This window comes from Kribbella sp. CWNU-51 (genome assembly GCF_054073265.1).
The window spans coordinates 528,671-544,968 of the sequence record NZ_JBSXMZ010000007.1 but is presented as its reverse complement, the minus strand read 5'-3'; the positions used below and the strand labels follow the sequence as shown (position 1 = coordinate 544,968).

The window sequence follows — 16,298 nt, the reverse complement described above, 5'->3', positions numbered from 1 at the left end:
CGTACTGGGTTTGTGACGGGGATAGGGGGTAGTTGATGAGTTCACTGTGGGACGAACTGATCCATGAGCTTGGGACCGTGCGCGCCTTGAGCGCGGCGGCTCTGGAGGCGCGCACGGAAACGTCCCGGGTCGCGCTGATCACGTTGCTGGACGCCGAGGCCGCCGAGATCTCGGCGATCCTCGACCAGATTCTCCAGGAGGCCCAGCAGACGTCAGTGGCCTAACAATGTGCTGAGGGCCCCGCGCAGGGCTTCGGTGGGCTCGTCGGGCTGCTCGAAGGCGCGGTAGGCGATGTGCTGGTCCGGCCGGACCAGCAGACAGCCGCCGTCCGGGATCTCGCGCACCCGCGACCAGTCGCCGTACAGGTCCTCGAGCTCATGGCCCGGGCCGATCACGAACGCTTCGATCGGTACGCCGAACTGCTCGGACACCGTCTGCGCGGCCTTCACCCACGCGCCCCCGCCGATCCCGGTGAGCAGCGTGAACCGGCCTTTGCCGACCACGTCCAGCGTGCTGACAGTCTCCGATCCGCGCGTCAGCCAGCAGTGCGGGATCCGGGCGCCGGGCCACGTCGTCGGGTGGTAGTACAGCTCCTCGTCCCGGTCGTACGCCGGTTCCGGCGTACCGTCGCTGATCACGGCGGCCGAGTGGTACCGCTGACCGAGTTCCACGCCGTGCGCGTTGAACTCGTAGTCCTTCAGTTCGATCGCGGTCCGCAACTCCTCGCGCTGCGCGGCGCCTTCCGGGGTGTCGTCCTTGCGCGACTCGATGGTCCGGCCGGCCGGCGCATTCGGCGTCATCCCGAGCGCGCGGAAGATCTGGCCGAACTGGGTCCGGCTCTTGTTCGCCCGTTTCACAATCTGCTGCGCGATCGGTGTCCGCTCCTCGTCGTACGTCTGGAGGAGTTCGGGCGCAGCTTGGCCCTTCAGCACCAGGGAGAGTTTCCAGGCCAGGTTGTACGCGTCCTGGATCGAGGTGTTCGAACCGAGGCCGTTGCTCGGTGGATGCCGGTGGATCGCGTCGCCCATGCAGAACACACGGCCCTTCGAGCCCTGTTCGGCATACATGTGGTTGACGCTCCAGACCGACGTACCCTTCAGCTTCACGTCGATGGTGTCGTCGCCGACCAGGTTGTGCACGATCTCGGTCGCCATCGCCTCGTCGACCACCGGCGCGGGCTGGGTGATGTCGTAGCCCCAGACGATCAGCCACTCGTTCCAGGGCCGGACCATGCGGACCAGGCCGGCGCCGATCCCGCCGATCTGGGCACCCGGCTGGAGCACCCAGTACAGGACGCTCGGGCGATGTGCGACGTACCGCGAGAGGTCGGCCTCGAAGACGATGTTCATCGAGCCTTCGATATCCATCGCGCCCGCCATCGGCAGCCCGATGTCCTCGGCGACCTTGCTGCGTCCGCCGTCCGCGCCGATCAGGTACTTCGCGCGGATCTGGTACGTCGTGTCACTCAACCGATCCCGAACCGTTGCGGTGACTCCGTCGTCGTCCTGCTCCAGGGAGAGGTACTCCATGTTGAACCGGAGCCGGGCACCACGGCTGGCCGCCGTACTGACGAGGATCGGCTCGAACAGTGTCTGCGGCAGGTCACAGGGGAGTGTCGGACTCGCCTCGGTGTAGTCGGCCAGCCGACGCGGATGCGTGCCCCAGGTGCGGATCCGGCCGATCTCCTCGCCGGCCAGACTGGTGCAGAACGCAGTCTCGCCCATCAGGTGGTGCGCAGTGCCCTTGTCGACGACCTGGTCCTCGATGCCCATGTCCCGCATCAGTTCGATCGTGCGCTGGTTGGTGATGTGCGCGCGGGGTGTGTTGGCGGTCCAGCCGTAGCGGGACAGTACGACGTTGTCGACGCCGTACGTGGACAGGAAGAGCGAGGCGGCACCGCCGGCAGGCCCGCTGCCGACGATGAGGACATCTGTGGTGATCACTGCTGCGTCTCCTCGGTGGTGGCGAGCACCAGGTCGTAGCTGACGGAGTAGTAGGGCTGGTCCGGGGTCCTTCCGTCCGGTGCCCGGCTGCCCGCCGGGTGCTCGGTGAACTCGGCGATCAACGAATCCTTGACGCCGAAGACCGCGTCGTTGCCGAGGTACTCATCACCTGCCGCGAAGACGTGCGTGATGAGCCGCGAGTACCCGGGTGCGGTGACCATGAAGTGGATGTGGGCCGGGCGCATCGGGCCGCGGCCGCCGGCCCGGAGGAGCTCGCCAACCGGGCCGTCGTCCGGGATCGGGTAGGCGACCGGCTTCACCGCCCAGAACGAATAGTTGCCATCGGCATCGGTTGTCAGATGGCCGCGGTTCTGCGGCCCGTCGACGTCCTTCTGGACGTCGTAGAAGCCTTCTTCGTCGGCCTGCCAGGTCTCGACCAGAGCTCCGGCGATCGGCTCGCCCTTGGTGTTCAGGACGCGGCCGCTCACCAGGCACGGCTGTCCGGGGGCGCCGTTCGCGATGTCGCCGCCGAGTTGCACCTCGGGCGATCCCTCGACGAAGAACGGGCCGAACACGGTCGACTGGGTGGCCTCCGGCGGCTTGCGGTTGCCGAGGCCGACGGTGAGCATCGACAGGCCGAGGACGTCGGCCAGCAGCACGAACTCCTGCCGGGTGCCGGTGGAGATCTGGCCGGTCCGGGTGAGGAAGTCGATCGCGATGAAGTACTCGTCCTCGGTCAGATCCACCTCGCGCGCGAAGGCGTGCAGGTGCCGCACGAGGGCGCTCATCACGGTTCTGGTCCGTGGGTTCGCACTGCCGCCGAAGCTGGCCACCACCGCCTCGGTCAGGTCGTCGCCTTGCAGATCCATCCGGTTGCTCCTCATACCTCTAGGCTGCCTGGCTCTCGGCTGCCTGGCCGGGTCCCGGCCCAGGCGCGGGTGAGAATCTCTTCCACGAGTTCTTCGGTCACGGGGATCGGGTTGGCCGTCGGCTGGAAGGCGCGCGCGGCCTCCTCCGCCTGCTCCCGGCTCAGCCCCAGCTCCCGCAAGCTCGTCGGGACTCCCGCCGCGGCGAATAGGTCGAACAGTCCGCCGGCCAGCTCGTCGGTCTGCAGCGCTTCCTCCAGACGTGCCTTGGCTCTCGGTACTGCGGGCGCGTTGAAGTGGGCGACCTGGGGGAGTACTGCGGCGTGGGTCTCGGCGTGCGGGAGGTTGTAGGTGCCCCCGAGTAGATGACAAAGCTTGTGATGCAGTCCGGTGCCGGCTGTCGCGAGTGCGGATCCGCCGAGGCACGCGCCGTACAGAAGGTTGCTCCGAGCATCTAAATCGGTCGGGTCCGTGAGGATCTGCTTGAGCCCTACTGTGAGCGCCCGGAGGCCTTCTACCGCGGTCGTCTCGGTGATCGGATCGGCCTTGGGAGTCCAGACCGCCTCCACACAATGCGCCATCGCATTGGCAACACTCGCCGCCGTCACCTTCTTCGGCAGGCGCTGACTCAACACGGGGTCGTAGACAACGACCCTCGGCAACACCCGCAGATCCGTCCCCGTCGTCTTACTCCCACCCGCCGTCTCACCCCACACCGGCGTCATCTCAGATCCCGCATAAGTCGTAGGCACCGCAACAATCACCACCCCACCCACCGGCCCGCCGGTCAACCCACCTACCGCCTCACCGGTCACCCCGCCCACCGCCTCACCGGTCACCCCGCCCACCGGGGCACCCGGCGGCCCGCCGGTCGCCCCGCTGGGGCCGCTGCCCGCCGGCCCGCTTGTCAGGGCCACTGCCTTGGCCAGGCCGATTGCGGACCCGCCGCCGATGGCCACGATCCCGTCGGCGCCGATCTCCCGCGCCTTGTCCCGGGCCGCCTCGGCGACCTCGGTCGGCACATGCTGAGCCACCCCATCGATCCGCCCCGCGAACCGATCGCCCAACTCCACCTCGACCACGTCAGCCGCATCCCGCGCCGACCTGGTCGCCACCACGAGTACCCGCCGGACGCCCAGCAGCTCTACTTCTCCGGCGACCTGGTCGAGCGTCCCCGCGCCGAACACCACCCGAACTGGCAGGAACGTGTGCACGAAACCCGACTCACCCATTGACGACCCCTGGACGAAGGAGTCGGCGCAGGGCGATCACCCCGAGGGCGTCAGGGAGGAGAACTGGACCTGGCATCTGCTGCTCCGCTAGGATTTCGCTGAGCGAATAGTTCTTCTTTCAACGAAAAGTAGGCTAGCCGATGGCGAGTGAGGCGTCTACAGGCACGTTTCTCCAAGGCCTGGAGCGCGGGCTCGCCGTGATCCGCGCGTTCTCCGCCGACGCGCCGTCACTGACGCTGAGCGAGGTGGCGCGCTCCGTCGGGATCACCCCTGCGACGGCCCGGCGGATCCTGCTCACGCTGGAGGAGCTCGGGTACGTCCGCAGCGACAGCCGCCGGTTCTCGCTCACTCCGCGCGTACTCACACTCGGCTGGGCCTACCTGTCCTCGCTGGACCTCGGCGAACTCGCCGGCCCGTTCATGGAGGAGCTGAGCGCCACCACTCGCGAGTCCTGCTCGATCGCGACCCTCGACCTCCCGGACATCGTGTACGTCGCCCGCGTACCGACCAGCCGCATCATGACCGTCGCCCTAGGCGTCGGCGCTCGCCTCCCCGCGTACCCGACCTCCATGGGCCGAGTTCTCCTCGCAGGCCTCGCCGACGACGAGCTCACGTCGTACCTCGCGACCCTCCAGGCCGAATCACTGACCGACCGCACGGTCACGTCTCCGGACAAACTCCGCCTCACGATCGACCGCGCCCGCACCGACGATTACGCCCTCGTAGACCAAGAGCTCGAACAAGGCCTGCGCTCGATCGCCGCCCCCATCCGCAACGCCCGCGGCCGCACCATCGCCGCCCTCAACGTCTCCGCCCACGCCTCCCGCTCCACCCCCACCTCTCTCCGCGCCGAAGTCCTCCCTCACCTCCAAGCCACCGCCGCCCAAATAACCACCGCCCTAACCCACCGCGGCCACCTATAGCCCCACTCGCCACCACCCGTCACCGAGCACCTCCACCACTCCGCCACCGAACCCCCGCCACCGAGCCCGCCGACCGAGGTGCCGCGGGTGCATCTGTCGTCCAAGCCCATAACCGACCACGCTGGCATTGCGGTGTACCGCGGTGAGCCTGGCCGGTTGTGTGAGCGGCTACGGCGGCGTGCGGCGTCGTGCCGGGCCGGGTGTGTGGCGACTCCGCGGGCACCGCAGCGTTCGGCGTCGTGGCCGGTCGAGGGTGTGAACGACCACGGCGCGCGGCGGGGCCTGGTGTCGAGTCCGGGTGGATGCGTGAGCGACTGCGTCGGCACCGCGCGGCGTTCGGTCTCGAGCCGGGACGAGTGCGTGAGCCGCTACGCGGGCGGCTGCGCTTGGTGTCGTGCGCGGCAAATGCGTGAGCGACCACGCAGGTGCCGCGGGTGATCGACTATGTCCGCACTGCAGGTGTGAGCGGCTACGCGGATACTGCGGGGGATTGGCGGGATCCGCGGTAGGCGGCGATTTTGCGGTTGATGATGTCTAGGTCGCTGTGGAGGTTGGCGATGTGGTCCAGGACCCGGTCGCGGTGGGCCTCCAGCAGCTGTATGCGCTGTGGCTCGGTGGCATCGCCAGCCTTGGCGAGCTCGGCGTAGCGGAGCATCTCGCTGATCGGCATACCGGTTGCACGCAAGCGCATCAGGACAGACAGGCGCCGTAGGTCGGTGCGCGCGTACTGCCGACGGCCGGCGTGGTCGCGGGCGACGGTCTCCAGCAGGCCGACACGCTCGTACCAGCGCAGCGTGTCGATCGACAAACCGGTCATCGTGGCGACCTGCCCCACGGTGAGCGGTTCGCCGACCTTCGGGACGAGTTCGTCGATCCCGCAGTTTTCCACGTCCGGTGATTGATCGTTCACGGCCTCCAGCCTTCCCCCTGGAGTGCACTCCAGGTCAAGCCCTTTTCGCGGTCAGCCGTTCAGGCCGGCCAGGATCTCGAGGTAGTGCGGATTGCTCATGATCCCGATCAGGTTACCGAACGGATCGACCACCGACGCGGTGCGGAATCCGGTGTTGTTGCCACGCTCAACGATCCCCTCGTTCAGTGTGGCCCCCAGCTCCAGCAGGCGCTCGAGCTCGCCCTCCAGGTCGTCGACGTGCCACGAGACGATCGCGCCCGACGGCCCGTTGCCCACCTGGTGGGGTGCGTACTTCGCGTCGATGATCCCCAGCTCACACTGGAAGTCCCCGAACCTGAACTCGACGTACGCCGGCTCCTCCGCCGACGGCACCGCGTAGTACGCCTCGATCCCCAACAGCTTCGAGTACCACTCCCGCGCGGCCTTCACGTCGGCGGCGTAAAAACTGACGGTCGCAAATCCTCGCAACATCTCGGTGGCCCTTCCTCGGTGTTCCTGGTTGATGACCACCACCCTTCCAGCCAAAGTGCTCACCGAATGAGCACTTTGATCGGAGACTTCTGCGAGAGCCTCAGTCGGTCTGGGTGACCTTGCGGAGGCCTCGGGGGGCGTCGGGGTTGAGGCCCAATTTGCGGGCGAGGGATTCGATGGCTCGTTGGGCCGGGATGATCAGGGCGAGCGGGGCGAGGGTCTCGGGGAGGTCTGGGCCTGGGAGGTTGACGTCGCAGCGGGAGGCGAAGGTGGAGTCGCCGCCGATGCCGAGAATCTTGCTGCCCTTCTCGCGAACGATGCCGGCGAGCTCGGTCATGCCAGGCAGGGCGGGACCCTCGCCGGCGGCGACCAGGATGGTGACCAGATCGGCGTCGACGACCGCGATGGGGCCGTGCTTCAGGTCGGCGTACGACAGGCCACGGACCGGCTGCAGGCAGGTCTCCTCCAGCTTGAGGGCCACCTCGAGCGTCGTGCCGAAGGTGAGTCCGCGTCCGCTCGCGAGAACGTCGTGCGCTCCGGCGAGCAGATCCGCGGCCGCCTCGACGGACCCCGACAGCATCTTCGACGCCGCGTCCGGAACGCGGGCGATGTCCGCGTCCAGCGTCCCGGGCCGCTGTGCCAGCGCGTCGACGGCGACCGCGATCGCTGCGAGTTGGGTCGTGTAGGTCTTGGTCGCCGGTACGGCGAGCTCCTGCCCGGCCTGGGTGATCAGCGCGACGTCGGCCGTCGAGGCCAGTGGGCTGTCGCCATCGTTGGTGATGCCGACGATCGCCGCGCCGTTGCGCTTGGCCCACTCCGCGGTGTCGACGATCTCCTGGGTCGCGCCCGACTGGCTGACCGCGACCACGAGAGAGTTCGACAGGTCGAGGTTCGCGCCGTACAGAGTGGCCACCGAGGGAGCGGCCAGGGACGCCTGCCGGCCGGCGTGGATCTCGGTCAGGTAGCGGCCGTAGACACCCGCGTTGTCCGACGATCCCCGGGCCACGAAGATCACGTGCCGGCGACCCGCGGCCAGTCGCGTGATGTCGTGCCGCAGCGGCAGAACGTGCTCGAACGTCGCGGCCAGCGCGGCCGGCTGCTCGGCGATCTCGCGCGCCATCTGAGTTTCCTGGGCGGGGACAGACACCACTACGATCACTGGTCCTATCTGGTCTTAACAGGTATGCTGCGCACGATAGCAGTGAGCGGCGTCCCGGGGCACCCCCGAGGGCCGCCCAGGTCTGGAGGATCGAGATTCGATGGTGGCGACCAAGCGGGCCCAGGTCCGATCGGTACTGGAACGGCTGATCGACGTCGAGTTGCACCCCGGGGACCCGATTCCTTCCGAACGCGCCCTGGTGGACAAGCTGAACGTCTCCCGGGTGACCGTCCGGCAAGCAATCAGCGACCTGGTCGAGTCCGGCGCCCTGGAACGCGTGCACGGCAAGGGCACGTTCGTCACCGGTCCACAGGTCGACTCCCAGCTGCACCTCACCTCGTTCTCCCGGGAGATGCGCGCCCGGGGCCTGGAGCCCGGCACGGTGGTGCTGTCGGCCACCGAGATCGAGGCCTCCGACGAGACCGCGAAGGGCCTGCGGGTCGCCAAGGGCACCAAGGTGATCCGGGTCGAACGGCTCCGCACCGCCGACGCCTCGCCGATGGCGTACGAGGTCGGCTACTACCCGTCCGCGCTCTTCCCCGGCCTGCTCGGCCGTGAGCTCGGCACCCTGTACGACGTCTTCGCCAGCGAGTACGACGTCGTCGTCACCTCCGGTGAGCAGACCGTCCGGGCGGACAACGCCGACGGTCATGTCGCCCGGGTGCTCGGCGTGGCCAGGCGGGCACCCCTGCTGGTCCTCGAGCGCACCACCTTCGCCGGCCGCAAGGTCGTCGAGCTGTCCTGGTCGGCCTACCGCGCCGACCGTTACCGGCTGCACATGGCCCTGACCCCGCGCGGCCCGAGAACCGGGTCCGCCTGATCGACGGCGGCCGGTCGCGGGAACGACGCCGGAACCAGGGACGACTCCCGGACCGGCTGTCACATCCGGGACATCCGGCCGCAACGAACTGGATCTGTCCTGTTCATCAACTGGTCTGCATCCCTGCCGATCGCTCCCTGGCCGCCTGGCCGGCTCGGCAGGCGGGCCGCCGGATCCGACGAAGTGCCCGGTGGCCATACTGGAGCTCAACCCACAGTTCTTTTGTTGTGAGGAGTACCGCGAGACATGCCTATTGCCACCCCTGAGGTCTACGCCGAGATGCTGGACAAGGCCAAGCAGAACCGCTTCGCCTACCCGGCCATCAACGTCAGCTCCTCGCAGACGCTGATCGCCGCGATCCGCGGTTTCGCCGAGGCGGGCTCGGACGGCATCGTCCAGGTCTCCACCGGCGGTGCGGAGTACCTGTCCGGGTCGACCGTGAAGAACATGGTCACCGGTTCGGTCGCGCTGGCGGCCTACGCGCACGAGGTCGCCAAGAACTTCCCGGTGAACATCGCGCTGCACACCGACCACTGCCCGAAGGACAAGCTGGACGGCTTCGTCCGGCCGCTCCTGGAGATCTCCGCCGAGCGCGTCGCCCGCGGCGAGAACCCGCTGTTCCAGTCGCACATGTGGGACGGCTCGGCGGTCCCCCTGACCGAGAACCTGGAGATCGCCAAGGACCTGCTGGCCAAGACGGCCGCGGCGAAGATCGTGCTGGAGATCGAGGTCGGTGTCGTCGGTGGCGAGGAGGACGGCGTCGCCAACGAGATCAACGAGAAGCTCTACACCACTGTCGAGGACGGCCTGGCCACGGTCGAGGCGCTCGGCACCGGTGAGAACGGCCGCTACATCACCGCGCTGACCTTCGGCAACGTGCACGGCGTCTACAAGCCGGGCGCGGTCAAGCTCCGGCCGGAGATCCTGAAGGAGATCCAGGACCAGGTCGGCGCGAAGCTCGGCAAGGAGCGCCCGTTCGACCTGGTGTTCCACGGCGGGTCCGGCTCGACGCTGGAGGAGATCCGGGCCGCGGTCGACAACGGCGTGATCAAGATGAACGTCGACACCGACACGCAGTACGCGTTCACCCGGCCGGCCGCGGGCCACATGTTCAGCAACTACGAAGGTGTGCTGAAGGTGGACGGGGACGTCGGCAACAAGAAGGCCTACGACCCGCGCGCCTGGGGCAAGCTGGCCGAAGAGGGCATGGCGAAGCGCGTCGGCGAGGCCTGCGAGAGCCTCCGCTCCACGGGTACGTCGCTGAACGGCTGACATCGGATCCTCCTAAGGGTCTTCGAGGGGGCTCACCGCTGCGCGGTGGGCCCCCTCACTCACATCCGGGCGCGGGCGAGGTGGAACTGCCGGACGCCGGTACGGCGGGATGCTCGGGTGAAGGTGGCGCGGACCCGGTCGATGACGGCGGGTGGGTCGTTGAGGTCGGCCCAGGAGATCCAGCAGCGCTCGACCGGTTGCGGAGCGGTCGGATCGGAGATCGGAGCGGGTGCTGGTGGCTCGTCCTCATCCGGCTCGAATTCATCGCACCAGAAGGGGAAACGCGGCTCGAAGTCCAGCACGGTGCGTTCCTCGGGGAACCATAGCGAGCCGGTGTCCGGATCGGCCGGGTCAGGCGCGTCCGGGGTCGGGCACAATGCGGGGGCCGGGAATCCGGCTTCGGCGAGGATGAAGCGGAGGCGTGATTCGGCGACAGAAGCCGAGTCCGTGCAGGCGTGGGACACCACCGCGAGGGCGCGTTCGTCCCCGTGGTCTTGGACCGCGCGTTTCAGTGAGCGTCTGGTGACGAGACCGGAGTACAGAGCCGCCTCGGTCAGGACGACGGCGGGCGTGGTGGGGGCGGTCGCGGCGACCTCGACGATCGCGCGGGCGGGGGAGACCATCCGGAGCTTGTTCCAGAGCTGGATGCCGGGGCCGACTGGATCGCGGATGTGACGGTGGACGCCGCCGACGCAGCCCGAGCGGCCGGCGGACGCGGTCACGTGCACGCGGGACAGGTCGAGGCCCCAGACCGGCAGCGCGTGCAGGGCCGCGGCGGACTGGTGGCTGGCGTAGACGTTGGGCCCGCCGGAGCGGAGCACGCGATACACCTTCCGCAGGTGGAGGACTTCGTCGGTGACGAGGATCAGGGAACGACGCTCGGCGTAGGTGCCCGGCCGGATCCGGCGCCAGCCGCCGGTGTCCAGCAGGGAGTCGATATCGGGGTCGGGGTAGCCACAGGCCCGCGCATCGGCACGGGTGAACACGCCGCCCCGGATGGAGGCCATGACGGAGAGTTGAGGGTTCATGCCCTAGAAACTGCCGTGATCGAACCCCGCCCAGAACGACGACTTCAAATCTGTGGAGAACCTGGGCACAACCTCAACCGACGCCGCCGATCCCCGCCTGGGAGAAGGCATGAAAAAAGCCCGTCATTTGTCTATGACGAGCTCCGCGCGGGTTGGTACCCAGGGTTGCCAGAGGAGCGGCATGTTGGCCTCGGCAGGTGTGCGATTGCCTTTCCGCTCGTTGCAGGAGGCATGGGCGGCCACGGCGTTCAGCCACTCGGTGCGGCCGCCCCTGGATCTGGGTTGGACATGGTCCATGGTGTCGGCGTTGTCCAGACCGCAGTACGCACACCGGAACTTGTCCCGCCGCAACACACCGTGCTTGCTGTACTTCATCCGGCCGGCCGCGTAGCGCCAGTGGGTAACGACGTACCGGACCAGGCGCAGCACGCGTGGAACCGGAAAAGGGCCGATGGTCCGCTCGCCGTGCGCCTCTTCCACCACTGCGACCTCGCGGACCAGCATCCGGATGGCGTGCTGGATCGACACGGTGTGCAGCGGCTCGTATGACGCGTTCAGGACTATGACGCTCATCCGGTGCCTCCTTCCGGCCGTAGCTGGGAACCACGGCGGCTATGACGCAGGGTCTCAAGCATCCGTGGCCGGTCGGTGAACGGTCAACGGATTTCGTCAGACGGTCACGTTCCGGTTCGGCTGCGTGATCGGCGAAGATGTGCTTATGGAATTGAACAATCTGCTCTCAGGTCCTCCCGAGACACTACTCCCCGTCGACCCGGCCGCGGCGGAACTCGCCGCCGGGGCAGCGGCAGTGGACGTCGCCGCCAAGTTCCCGACCTCGTCGCTGGCCTGGGGGGTGCTGGCCGAGGCGGCGCTGGCGGACGGACGCACGATCGAGGCGTACGCGTACGCGCGGACCGGATACCACCGCGGCCTGGACCTGCTCCGGCGCAACGGCTGGAAGGGTCACGGGCCGGTCCCCTGGGAGCACGAGCCCAACCGCGGGTTCCTGCGCTGCCTGGCCGCGCTCGGGAAGGCGGCCGCGCTCATCGACGAGAAGGACGAGGCCGAGCGCTGCGCAACCTTCCTGCGCGATTCGTCACCCACTGCGGCCGATGTCCTGAGCTGAAACCTGGTTGTCGGGCTGGTGACTCGACGGCATGATCCGTCGAGTGATCAGCCCGTATGCGCAGGACGGATTCAGAGTCGGCTTCGACTGGGGCCCGGTAGGGGCTGAGGTGGTCGCCGGCTCGCTCGTCGCAGTCGTGGACGTGCTGTCGTTCACCACGGCTGTGACGGTCGCGGTGGATCGCGGCATCGATGTGTACCCGTACCGCTGGCGCGACGAGACTGCCGCTGCCTACGCCGAGCAGTACGACGCCGTGCTCGCGGTCGAACGATCCGAGGCGGGACCGGGTGACGTGAGCTTGTCGCCGGTAACCATCCGTCAATCGACCGGAGTCCAGCGATTGGTGCTGCCGTCGCCCAACGGCTCGACCATCGCGCAGCAACTCATCGACAGCGGAGCCACAGTCATCGCGGTGTCGCTGCGCAACCGGACCGCGGCGGCCGCGTGGGTGAACGAGCGCTGCGCCGAGGACCCGGACCTCAAAGTGGTCGCCATCGCGGCAGGCGAGCGGTGGAAGGACGGCTCGCTCAGGCCGGCGGTCGAGGATCTCTGGGGTGCCGGCGGCTTCCTGAGCGCTCTGCAGCCGGCCGGGTTGTCGCCGGAGGCGCGGGCGGCGAAGGCGGCGTACGACGCTGTGGCGGATGAGCTCCCGGTCATGCTGCACGACTGCGCCGGCGGTCGCGAACTCACGCAGTACGGCTTCCCCGAGGATGTGGCGATCGCGGCCGAGGTCGACAGCAGTCGGTCAGTGCCGGTGCTGCGGGACGGTAAGATGAGCGCGTCAACCTGAACCACGAGGTTTCTGCCCGTTGACAGAGCCGGCAGGCGGCGAGCGTCCCCGCTTCCTGCCGAACATGGACGGTTGTAGGCGGACGGACAGACCGGTGAAGCAGGACGCCCACGGTCGGGTCCCCGCCCCTTCGGGCAGCGGAAGGTCTCACCGTGCCGGCACTCACCGGACGGATCAGCACGCCCACAACCACCTACGCAGCGGTACTGCGTACCCCCGGGGCGTGGAAGTTCTACTTGGCGGCGGCACCGGCTCGCATCGGTATCGCCATGACCGGCCTGGGCATCGTCTGGCTGGTTCACGGATCGACCGGCTCGTACGCCGCGGCCGGCAGCGTGACCGGTGGTTTCGCGGTCGCCGAGGCACTGGCAGGTCCACAGGTGGCTCGCCTCATCGACCGTTTCGGACAGACCCGAATGCTGCCGATCACGCTGCTCGCTCACGCCGCCGCAGTCGCCCTTTTGATCAGCCTCACTGTCTCCGATGCACCACTCTGGTCGCTCATCATCGCGGGTGTCGTGGCAGGCGGATCACTTCCGCAATTGGGTGCACAGACCGCCGCGCGCTGGTCGCACGCACTGCGTGGCACACCATTGCTCTCGTCAGCCTTCGCTCTGGAATCGCTGAGCGTCGGGGTCGCGTTCATGGTCGGGCCAGGCCTCGTCGGCACAGTCAGTGCCTTCGGCAGCCCGGTAGCAGGGTCAGTACTCGCGACGAGTCTCCTGCTGACGGGAGGCCTCTTGCTGGCGATGCAACGTCGTACGGCGCCACCGGCCGGCCCACGTGGTCAGCACGAACGCTCGAAACGCCTGCTAAACAAGCGATTTGCGGGACTGGTCGGGACGAACATCGGCATCGGCCTCTTCTTCGGCAGCATGCAGGTGTCCGTCACGGCCTTCGCAGTCGCGAGAGGCACGCCGGGTCTGGCCGGACCGCTCTACAGCATCACCAGTCTGGTCAGCCTGTTCGCCGGACTCGCCTATGGTGCAAGGCGCTGGCGTACAGCTCCGCAGACCCAACTCGTCATCGTGCTGGTGGGTCTGACGTTCAGCTGTCTGCCACTCCTCGCAGCGGCCACCCCGCTTCAAGCGGCTCTCGCATTGGCTCTGCCTGGCCTGGCCATAGCGCCATTCCAGACGGTCTCCGCCGTGTTGGCCGAGTCCTCAGTGGAGTCCGCGGTACTGACACAGGCCTTCACCTGGCTGAATTCAGGCAGCGCGGCTGGGATCGCACTGGGCGCGGCGTTCGCGGGTCGCATCGTGGACACTCATGAGCTCCACTACGGCTTCCTAGTCGCCCTACTATCCGCACTGAGCGCTACCGCGATGGCTGGGGTCGTCTGTCGAGTCAAGACGGGCAACGATTCGACCGGCAGCGTGGGCAGCGGAAGGTCGTGCTGACCTAGCGTAGTTTTGTCGGCGACACCTGCAACACTTCATTCGGCAAGCAGGTAAGAGCGACGATCGAACATCATCGATGGATACGCTCTGTCTCGATCGAGATGAGGGGGACACGATGACGGACATCTACAGGACGCCACTCCTCACAGCACGGGAGTCGGCGAGGTATTTGAAGATGCCCGAGTCGACGCTGGACGGCTGGTTGGCTGATGACTCTCGGCAACCGCTGGTGCACGCGGTACCTCCCGAGCGGCGTGGGTGGCCGCGGGTTCCATTCGTCGGCATCATCGAGGCCTATGTGCTACGGACGCTGCGTGAGCAGCTGGGCTTTTCCATGCCCGACATCCGGAGAGCTGCCGACCTCGCTCGCTCTGAGTTCGACGATCCGTATGCGTTGGCAAGCGAACGGATCGCAACCGATGGCGTCGGGCTGTTCGTTCGCGTCGCGGATGAGTCGGTCGTTCATGCACGGGACCGTCAGATTGCCATCCCTGAGGTCATCTCTGAGTACCTGACGTACATCACTTGGCACGCGACAGGTAGTCCGGAACGGCTCAGCTTGCCGCAGTATCCGGCCGAGGCCGAGGTCATCATCGACCCGCGGTTCGGATGGGGAGCCCCTGTCCTTGCCAGGAGCAAGGTGCCGGTCGAGGCGCTGGTCTCGCTGTGGAGAACCGGCGAACCCATGAGCGCCGTCGCCGAGGAGTACGATCTGCCCGCGGATGTTGTAGAAGATGTCCTCCGCCAGGCCGCCTGAGTTCTTGATCCGCTACCGTGCGAACGAGCTGGGCGCACTGGAGGTTGGGCACCTTTTCTGTCTCGCGTCCGGGAACCTAGGCCTGGATGACACGGCGCAACGGTTCGTCGAGGCGGAGCGTGCAATGGTCAACGCCAGCCAGAGACACCCCGTCGGGTTCTGGCACGTTCATGCACAAGGGCGGATCACCAAAATGTGGCCCTGACCGCGACGGGGATGGCTGCAGTGGCGCAGCTCAGCGGTAGGTGATCTGGCGTTCGGCGGCGGCTCTGGTTGCGTACTCGGCCGGAGTCAGGCCGATCTGCTGCTTGAACTCCTTGGAGAAGTGAGCCTGGTCGAAGTAGCCGAGGGAGGCGGACAGCTCCGCCAGCTCGACCACTTCGCCCTGGGCGAGCAACTCCGCGCCGTCGTGCAGGCGGTAGCGGCGGAGCACCCATTTCGGACCCACACCGACATAGCGACGGAACAGCCGCTGCAGTGTCCGGATCGGGACGCCGAACCGCTCGGTGACCTGGTCCACCCGCGCCACCGACCGATCCGTCGACATCGCCGTGACGATCTCCCGGACCAGTTCGTACGACGGATCCGGCGGCGCCAGGTGGTCCCGGAGAAACGCCTCGATCACCGCACGACGCCGTACGTCGGACTCCTCGGCGAACACCAGGTCCGCAAGCCGGTCGCCGTCGGGGAAGACCGCGGTCAGCGGCAGCACCTGGTCGCGGAACGACGCCACGTCCAGCCCGGTCACGGCACCGAATCCACCGGCCCAGAACTTCACCCCGAACGCGCGGCCACGCCCGACCAGTTCGCGCTCGAACTTCCGTGTGCAGACCCCGTTCACGAACGCGCCGCCCGGCTGTTCGAAGGTGATGTTGACGCTCGGGAACGGCAGCACCTCGGCCGTGTACGGCTCGTCCAGGTCCCACTCGACGATCCAGTACCACTCCACGAACCGGCCGACCTCGGCGCCGGCCGCGAGGCGGCTCAGCGAGCGGTGGCGGGCCTGCTCCCGCGGGTGCAGGATGCCCTTCTCGCTGTCCGGCGGTGGTGTGCTCACACTGGCTGTCGCTTTCTTACAAGACCGGTACGGCGTCCGCCGCGTTGACTGACTGTCATGACGACGAACACGGTAAACCCCATCCCCGACGGTTATCACTCGCTGACCCCGTACCTCGCCGTACCGGACGGCGCGAAGGCGATCGAGTTCTACCAGTCGGTGTTCGGGGCCGAGGTGATCAGCCGGCAGGACATGCCGGACGGGCGGGTCGGTCAGGCGGAGCTGAAGTTCGGGAACTCGATGCTGCAGCTCAGCGACCAGATGCCGCAGCTGGGGCTGCGCGCGCCGAACGGCGAGTGGGTGCACTCCTCGCTCGTGCACTACGTGCCGGACGTGGACGCGACGTACGCGAAGGCGGTCGCGGCCGGGGCGAAGCCGGTGGAAGAGGTGCAGACGTTCATGACCGGTGACCGCTTCGGCACCGTGATCGACCCGTTCGGCCATCGCTGGGCGATCCTGACGAAGGTCGAGGACGTGTCGCGCGAGGAAGCTGACCGCCGGGTCAAGGAGTGGCTGGCCTCGAACCCGGAAGGGCTGGAATAGT

Annotated in this window: 18 protein-coding genes; 9 read left to right on the top strand and 9 right to left on the bottom strand. The window is 67.7% G+C overall.

The genetic code is table 11. The features are described from left to right. The first annotated feature begins 35 nt into the window (after nt 1-35). Nucleotides 36-224: a hypothetical protein gene (locus ACXC9Q_RS11015; RefSeq protein WP_457056369.1), complete on the top strand. Its 189-nt coding sequence runs from the start codon at nt 36-38 to the stop codon at nt 222-224. Here the strand turns inward: ACXC9Q_RS11015 and ACXC9Q_RS11010 are convergent. The 3 genes from ACXC9Q_RS11010 to ACXC9Q_RS11000 are packed head-to-tail and all read right to left on the bottom strand — an operon-like array spanning nt 213 to nt 4,041. Beyond that, nucleotides 213-1,943 carry an FAD-dependent oxidoreductase gene (locus tag ACXC9Q_RS11010; protein ID WP_457056368.1) on the bottom strand — a complete coding sequence of 577 codons (1,731 nt, stop codon included), beginning with the start codon at nt 1,941-1,943 and terminating at the stop codon, nt 213-215. The genes ACXC9Q_RS11015 and ACXC9Q_RS11010 overlap by 12 nt on opposite strands. Then, a complete protein-coding gene (locus ACXC9Q_RS11005; RefSeq protein ID WP_457056367.1) occupies nt 1,940-2,812 on the bottom strand; it encodes an intradiol ring-cleavage dioxygenase in 873 nt (290 codons plus the stop codon). Before ACXC9Q_RS11005 ends, ACXC9Q_RS11010 begins: the two co-directional genes overlap by 4 nt. An 11-nt stretch (nt 2,813-2,823) precedes the next feature. Beyond that, nucleotides 2,824-4,041: a maleylacetate reductase gene (locus ACXC9Q_RS11000; RefSeq protein ID WP_457056366.1), complete on the bottom strand. Its 1,218-nt coding sequence runs from the start codon at nt 4,039-4,041 to the stop codon at nt 2,824-2,826. 140 nt (nt 4,042-4,181) lie between these two features. On the opposite strand from ACXC9Q_RS11000, the gene ACXC9Q_RS10995 reads away from it, so the two are divergent. Then, nucleotides 4,182-4,964 carry an IclR family transcriptional regulator domain-containing protein gene (locus ACXC9Q_RS10995; RefSeq protein WP_457056365.1) on the top strand — a complete coding sequence of 261 codons (783 nt, stop codon included), beginning with the start codon at nt 4,182-4,184 and terminating at the stop codon, nt 4,962-4,964. Nucleotides 4,965-5,433: 469 nt separating this feature from the next. On the opposite strand, the gene ACXC9Q_RS10990 is transcribed toward ACXC9Q_RS10995, so the two are convergent. The 3 genes from ACXC9Q_RS10990 to ACXC9Q_RS10980 all read right to left on the bottom strand — a co-directional run bounded on the left by ACXC9Q_RS10990 (nt 5,434) and on the right by ACXC9Q_RS10980 (nt 7,465). After that, complete coding sequence (locus ACXC9Q_RS10990) at nt 5,434-5,874, bottom strand: MerR family transcriptional regulator (RefSeq protein WP_457056364.1); 441 nt, start codon at nt 5,872-5,874, stop codon at nt 5,434-5,436. A gap of 51 nt (nt 5,875-5,925) precedes the next feature. Then, nucleotides 5,926-6,345 (bottom strand): VOC family protein, encoded by a 420-nt coding sequence (locus tag ACXC9Q_RS10985; protein ID WP_457056363.1) that lies wholly within the window; start codon nt 6,343-6,345, stop codon nt 5,926-5,928. A gap of 100 nt (nt 6,346-6,445) precedes the next feature. Beyond that, nucleotides 6,446-7,465: an SIS domain-containing protein gene (locus tag ACXC9Q_RS10980; protein ID WP_457056362.1), complete on the bottom strand. Its 1,020-nt coding sequence runs from the start codon at nt 7,463-7,465 to the stop codon at nt 6,446-6,448. 139 nt (nt 7,466-7,604) lie between these two features. Here ACXC9Q_RS10980 and ACXC9Q_RS10975 point away from each other — a divergent pair, with 139 nt between their 5' ends. Both ACXC9Q_RS10975 and fbaA read left to right on the top strand, forming a co-directional pair. Next, nucleotides 7,605-8,324, top strand: coding sequence for a GntR family transcriptional regulator (locus ACXC9Q_RS10975; protein WP_131363764.1), 720 nt, complete (start codon nt 7,605-7,607; stop codon nt 8,322-8,324). Between the two features lie 246 nt (nt 8,325-8,570). Further along, nucleotides 8,571-9,596 carry a class II fructose-bisphosphate aldolase gene (fbaA, locus tag ACXC9Q_RS10970; RefSeq protein WP_457056361.1) on the top strand — a complete coding sequence of 342 codons (1,026 nt, stop codon included), beginning with the start codon at nt 8,571-8,573 and terminating at the stop codon, nt 9,594-9,596. 59 nt (nt 9,597-9,655) lie between these two features. Here fbaA and ACXC9Q_RS10965 read toward each other — a convergent pair whose 3' ends face one another. Next, nucleotides 9,656-10,603: a type IV toxin-antitoxin system AbiEi family antitoxin domain-containing protein gene (locus ACXC9Q_RS10965; protein WP_457056360.1), complete on the bottom strand. Its 948-nt coding sequence runs from the start codon at nt 10,601-10,603 to the stop codon at nt 9,656-9,658. Between the two features lie 144 nt (nt 10,604-10,747). Next, nucleotides 10,748-11,197, bottom strand: coding sequence for an HNH endonuclease (locus ACXC9Q_RS10960; RefSeq protein ID WP_328524452.1), 450 nt, complete (start codon nt 11,195-11,197; stop codon nt 10,748-10,750). A gap of 145 nt (nt 11,198-11,342) precedes the next feature. Here ACXC9Q_RS10960 and ACXC9Q_RS10955 point away from each other — a divergent pair, with 145 nt between their 5' ends. The 4 genes from ACXC9Q_RS10955 to ACXC9Q_RS10940 all read left to right on the top strand — a co-directional run bounded on the left by ACXC9Q_RS10955 (nt 11,343) and on the right by ACXC9Q_RS10940 (nt 14,697). Next, on the top strand, nt 11,343-11,750 hold the full coding sequence (locus tag ACXC9Q_RS10955) for a DUF3151 domain-containing protein (RefSeq protein WP_328524451.1): 408 nt from the start codon (nt 11,343-11,345) through the stop codon (nt 11,748-11,750). Between the two features lie 31 nt (nt 11,751-11,781). Further along, complete coding sequence (locus tag ACXC9Q_RS10950) at nt 11,782-12,540, top strand: 2-phosphosulfolactate phosphatase (RefSeq protein ID WP_457056359.1); 759 nt, start codon at nt 11,782-11,784, stop codon at nt 12,538-12,540. A gap of 152 nt (nt 12,541-12,692) precedes the next feature. Next, nucleotides 12,693-13,940 (top strand): MFS transporter, encoded by a 1,248-nt coding sequence (locus tag ACXC9Q_RS10945; RefSeq protein WP_457056358.1) that lies wholly within the window; start codon nt 12,693-12,695, stop codon nt 13,938-13,940. A gap of 115 nt (nt 13,941-14,055) precedes the next feature. After that, complete coding sequence (locus tag ACXC9Q_RS10940; RefSeq protein WP_457056357.1) at nt 14,056-14,697, top strand: DUF433 domain-containing protein; 642 nt, start codon at nt 14,056-14,058, stop codon at nt 14,695-14,697. 235 nt (nt 14,698-14,932) lie between these two features. Here the strand turns inward: ACXC9Q_RS10940 and ACXC9Q_RS10935 are convergent, their stop codons facing one another. Next, nucleotides 14,933-15,754: an AraC family transcriptional regulator gene (locus tag ACXC9Q_RS10935; protein ID WP_457056356.1), complete on the bottom strand. Its 822-nt coding sequence runs from the start codon at nt 15,752-15,754 to the stop codon at nt 14,933-14,935. Between the two features lie 57 nt (nt 15,755-15,811). On the opposite strand from ACXC9Q_RS10935, the gene ACXC9Q_RS10930 reads away from it, so the two are divergent. Continuing rightward, nucleotides 15,812-16,297 carry a VOC family protein gene (locus ACXC9Q_RS10930; protein ID WP_328524447.1) on the top strand — a complete coding sequence of 162 codons (486 nt, stop codon included), beginning with the start codon at nt 15,812-15,814 and terminating at the stop codon, nt 16,295-16,297. Nucleotide 16,298: the final 1 nt, after the last annotated feature.

What these genes read in the sequence shown, in the direction of transcription:
- ACXC9Q_RS11005 (WP_457056367.1), bottom strand. Translation starts at nt 2,812, where the DNA reads ATGGATCTGCAAGGCGACGACCTGACCGAGGCGGTGGTGGCCAGCTTC.
- ACXC9Q_RS10940 (WP_457056357.1), top strand. Translation starts at nt 14,056, where the DNA reads ATGACGGACATCTACAGGACGCCACTCCTCACAGCACGGGAGTCGGCG.
- ACXC9Q_RS10980 (WP_457056362.1), bottom strand. Translation starts at nt 7,465, where the DNA reads ATGGCGCGCGAGATCGCCGAGCAGCCGGCCGCGCTGGCCGCGACGTTC.
- ACXC9Q_RS10995 (WP_457056365.1), top strand. Translation starts at nt 4,182, where the DNA reads ATGGCGAGTGAGGCGTCTACAGGCACGTTTCTCCAAGGCCTGGAGCGC.
- fbaA (WP_457056361.1), top strand. Translation starts at nt 8,571, where the DNA reads ATGCCTATTGCCACCCCTGAGGTCTACGCCGAGATGCTGGACAAGGCC.
- ACXC9Q_RS10975 (WP_131363764.1), top strand. Translation starts at nt 7,605, where the DNA reads ATGGTGGCGACCAAGCGGGCCCAGGTCCGATCGGTACTGGAACGGCTG.
- ACXC9Q_RS11015 (WP_457056369.1), top strand. Translation starts at nt 36, where the DNA reads ATGAGTTCACTGTGGGACGAACTGATCCATGAGCTTGGGACCGTGCGC.
- ACXC9Q_RS11000 (WP_457056366.1), bottom strand. Translation starts at nt 4,041, where the DNA reads ATGGGTGAGTCGGGTTTCGTGCACACGTTCCTGCCAGTTCGGGTGGTG.
- ACXC9Q_RS10950 (WP_457056359.1), top strand. Translation starts at nt 11,782, where the DNA reads ATGATCCGTCGAGTGATCAGCCCGTATGCGCAGGACGGATTCAGAGTC.
- ACXC9Q_RS10955 (WP_328524451.1), top strand. Translation starts at nt 11,343, where the DNA reads ATGGAATTGAACAATCTGCTCTCAGGTCCTCCCGAGACACTACTCCCC.
- ACXC9Q_RS10960 (WP_328524452.1), bottom strand. Translation starts at nt 11,197, where the DNA reads ATGAGCGTCATAGTCCTGAACGCGTCATACGAGCCGCTGCACACCGTG.
- ACXC9Q_RS10965 (WP_457056360.1), bottom strand. Translation starts at nt 10,603, where the DNA reads ATGGCCTCCATCCGGGGCGGCGTGTTCACCCGTGCCGATGCGCGGGCC.
- ACXC9Q_RS10985 (WP_457056363.1), bottom strand. Translation starts at nt 6,345, where the DNA reads ATGTTGCGAGGATTTGCGACCGTCAGTTTTTACGCCGCCGACGTGAAG.
- ACXC9Q_RS10930 (WP_328524447.1), top strand. Translation starts at nt 15,812, where the DNA reads ATGACGACGAACACGGTAAACCCCATCCCCGACGGTTATCACTCGCTG.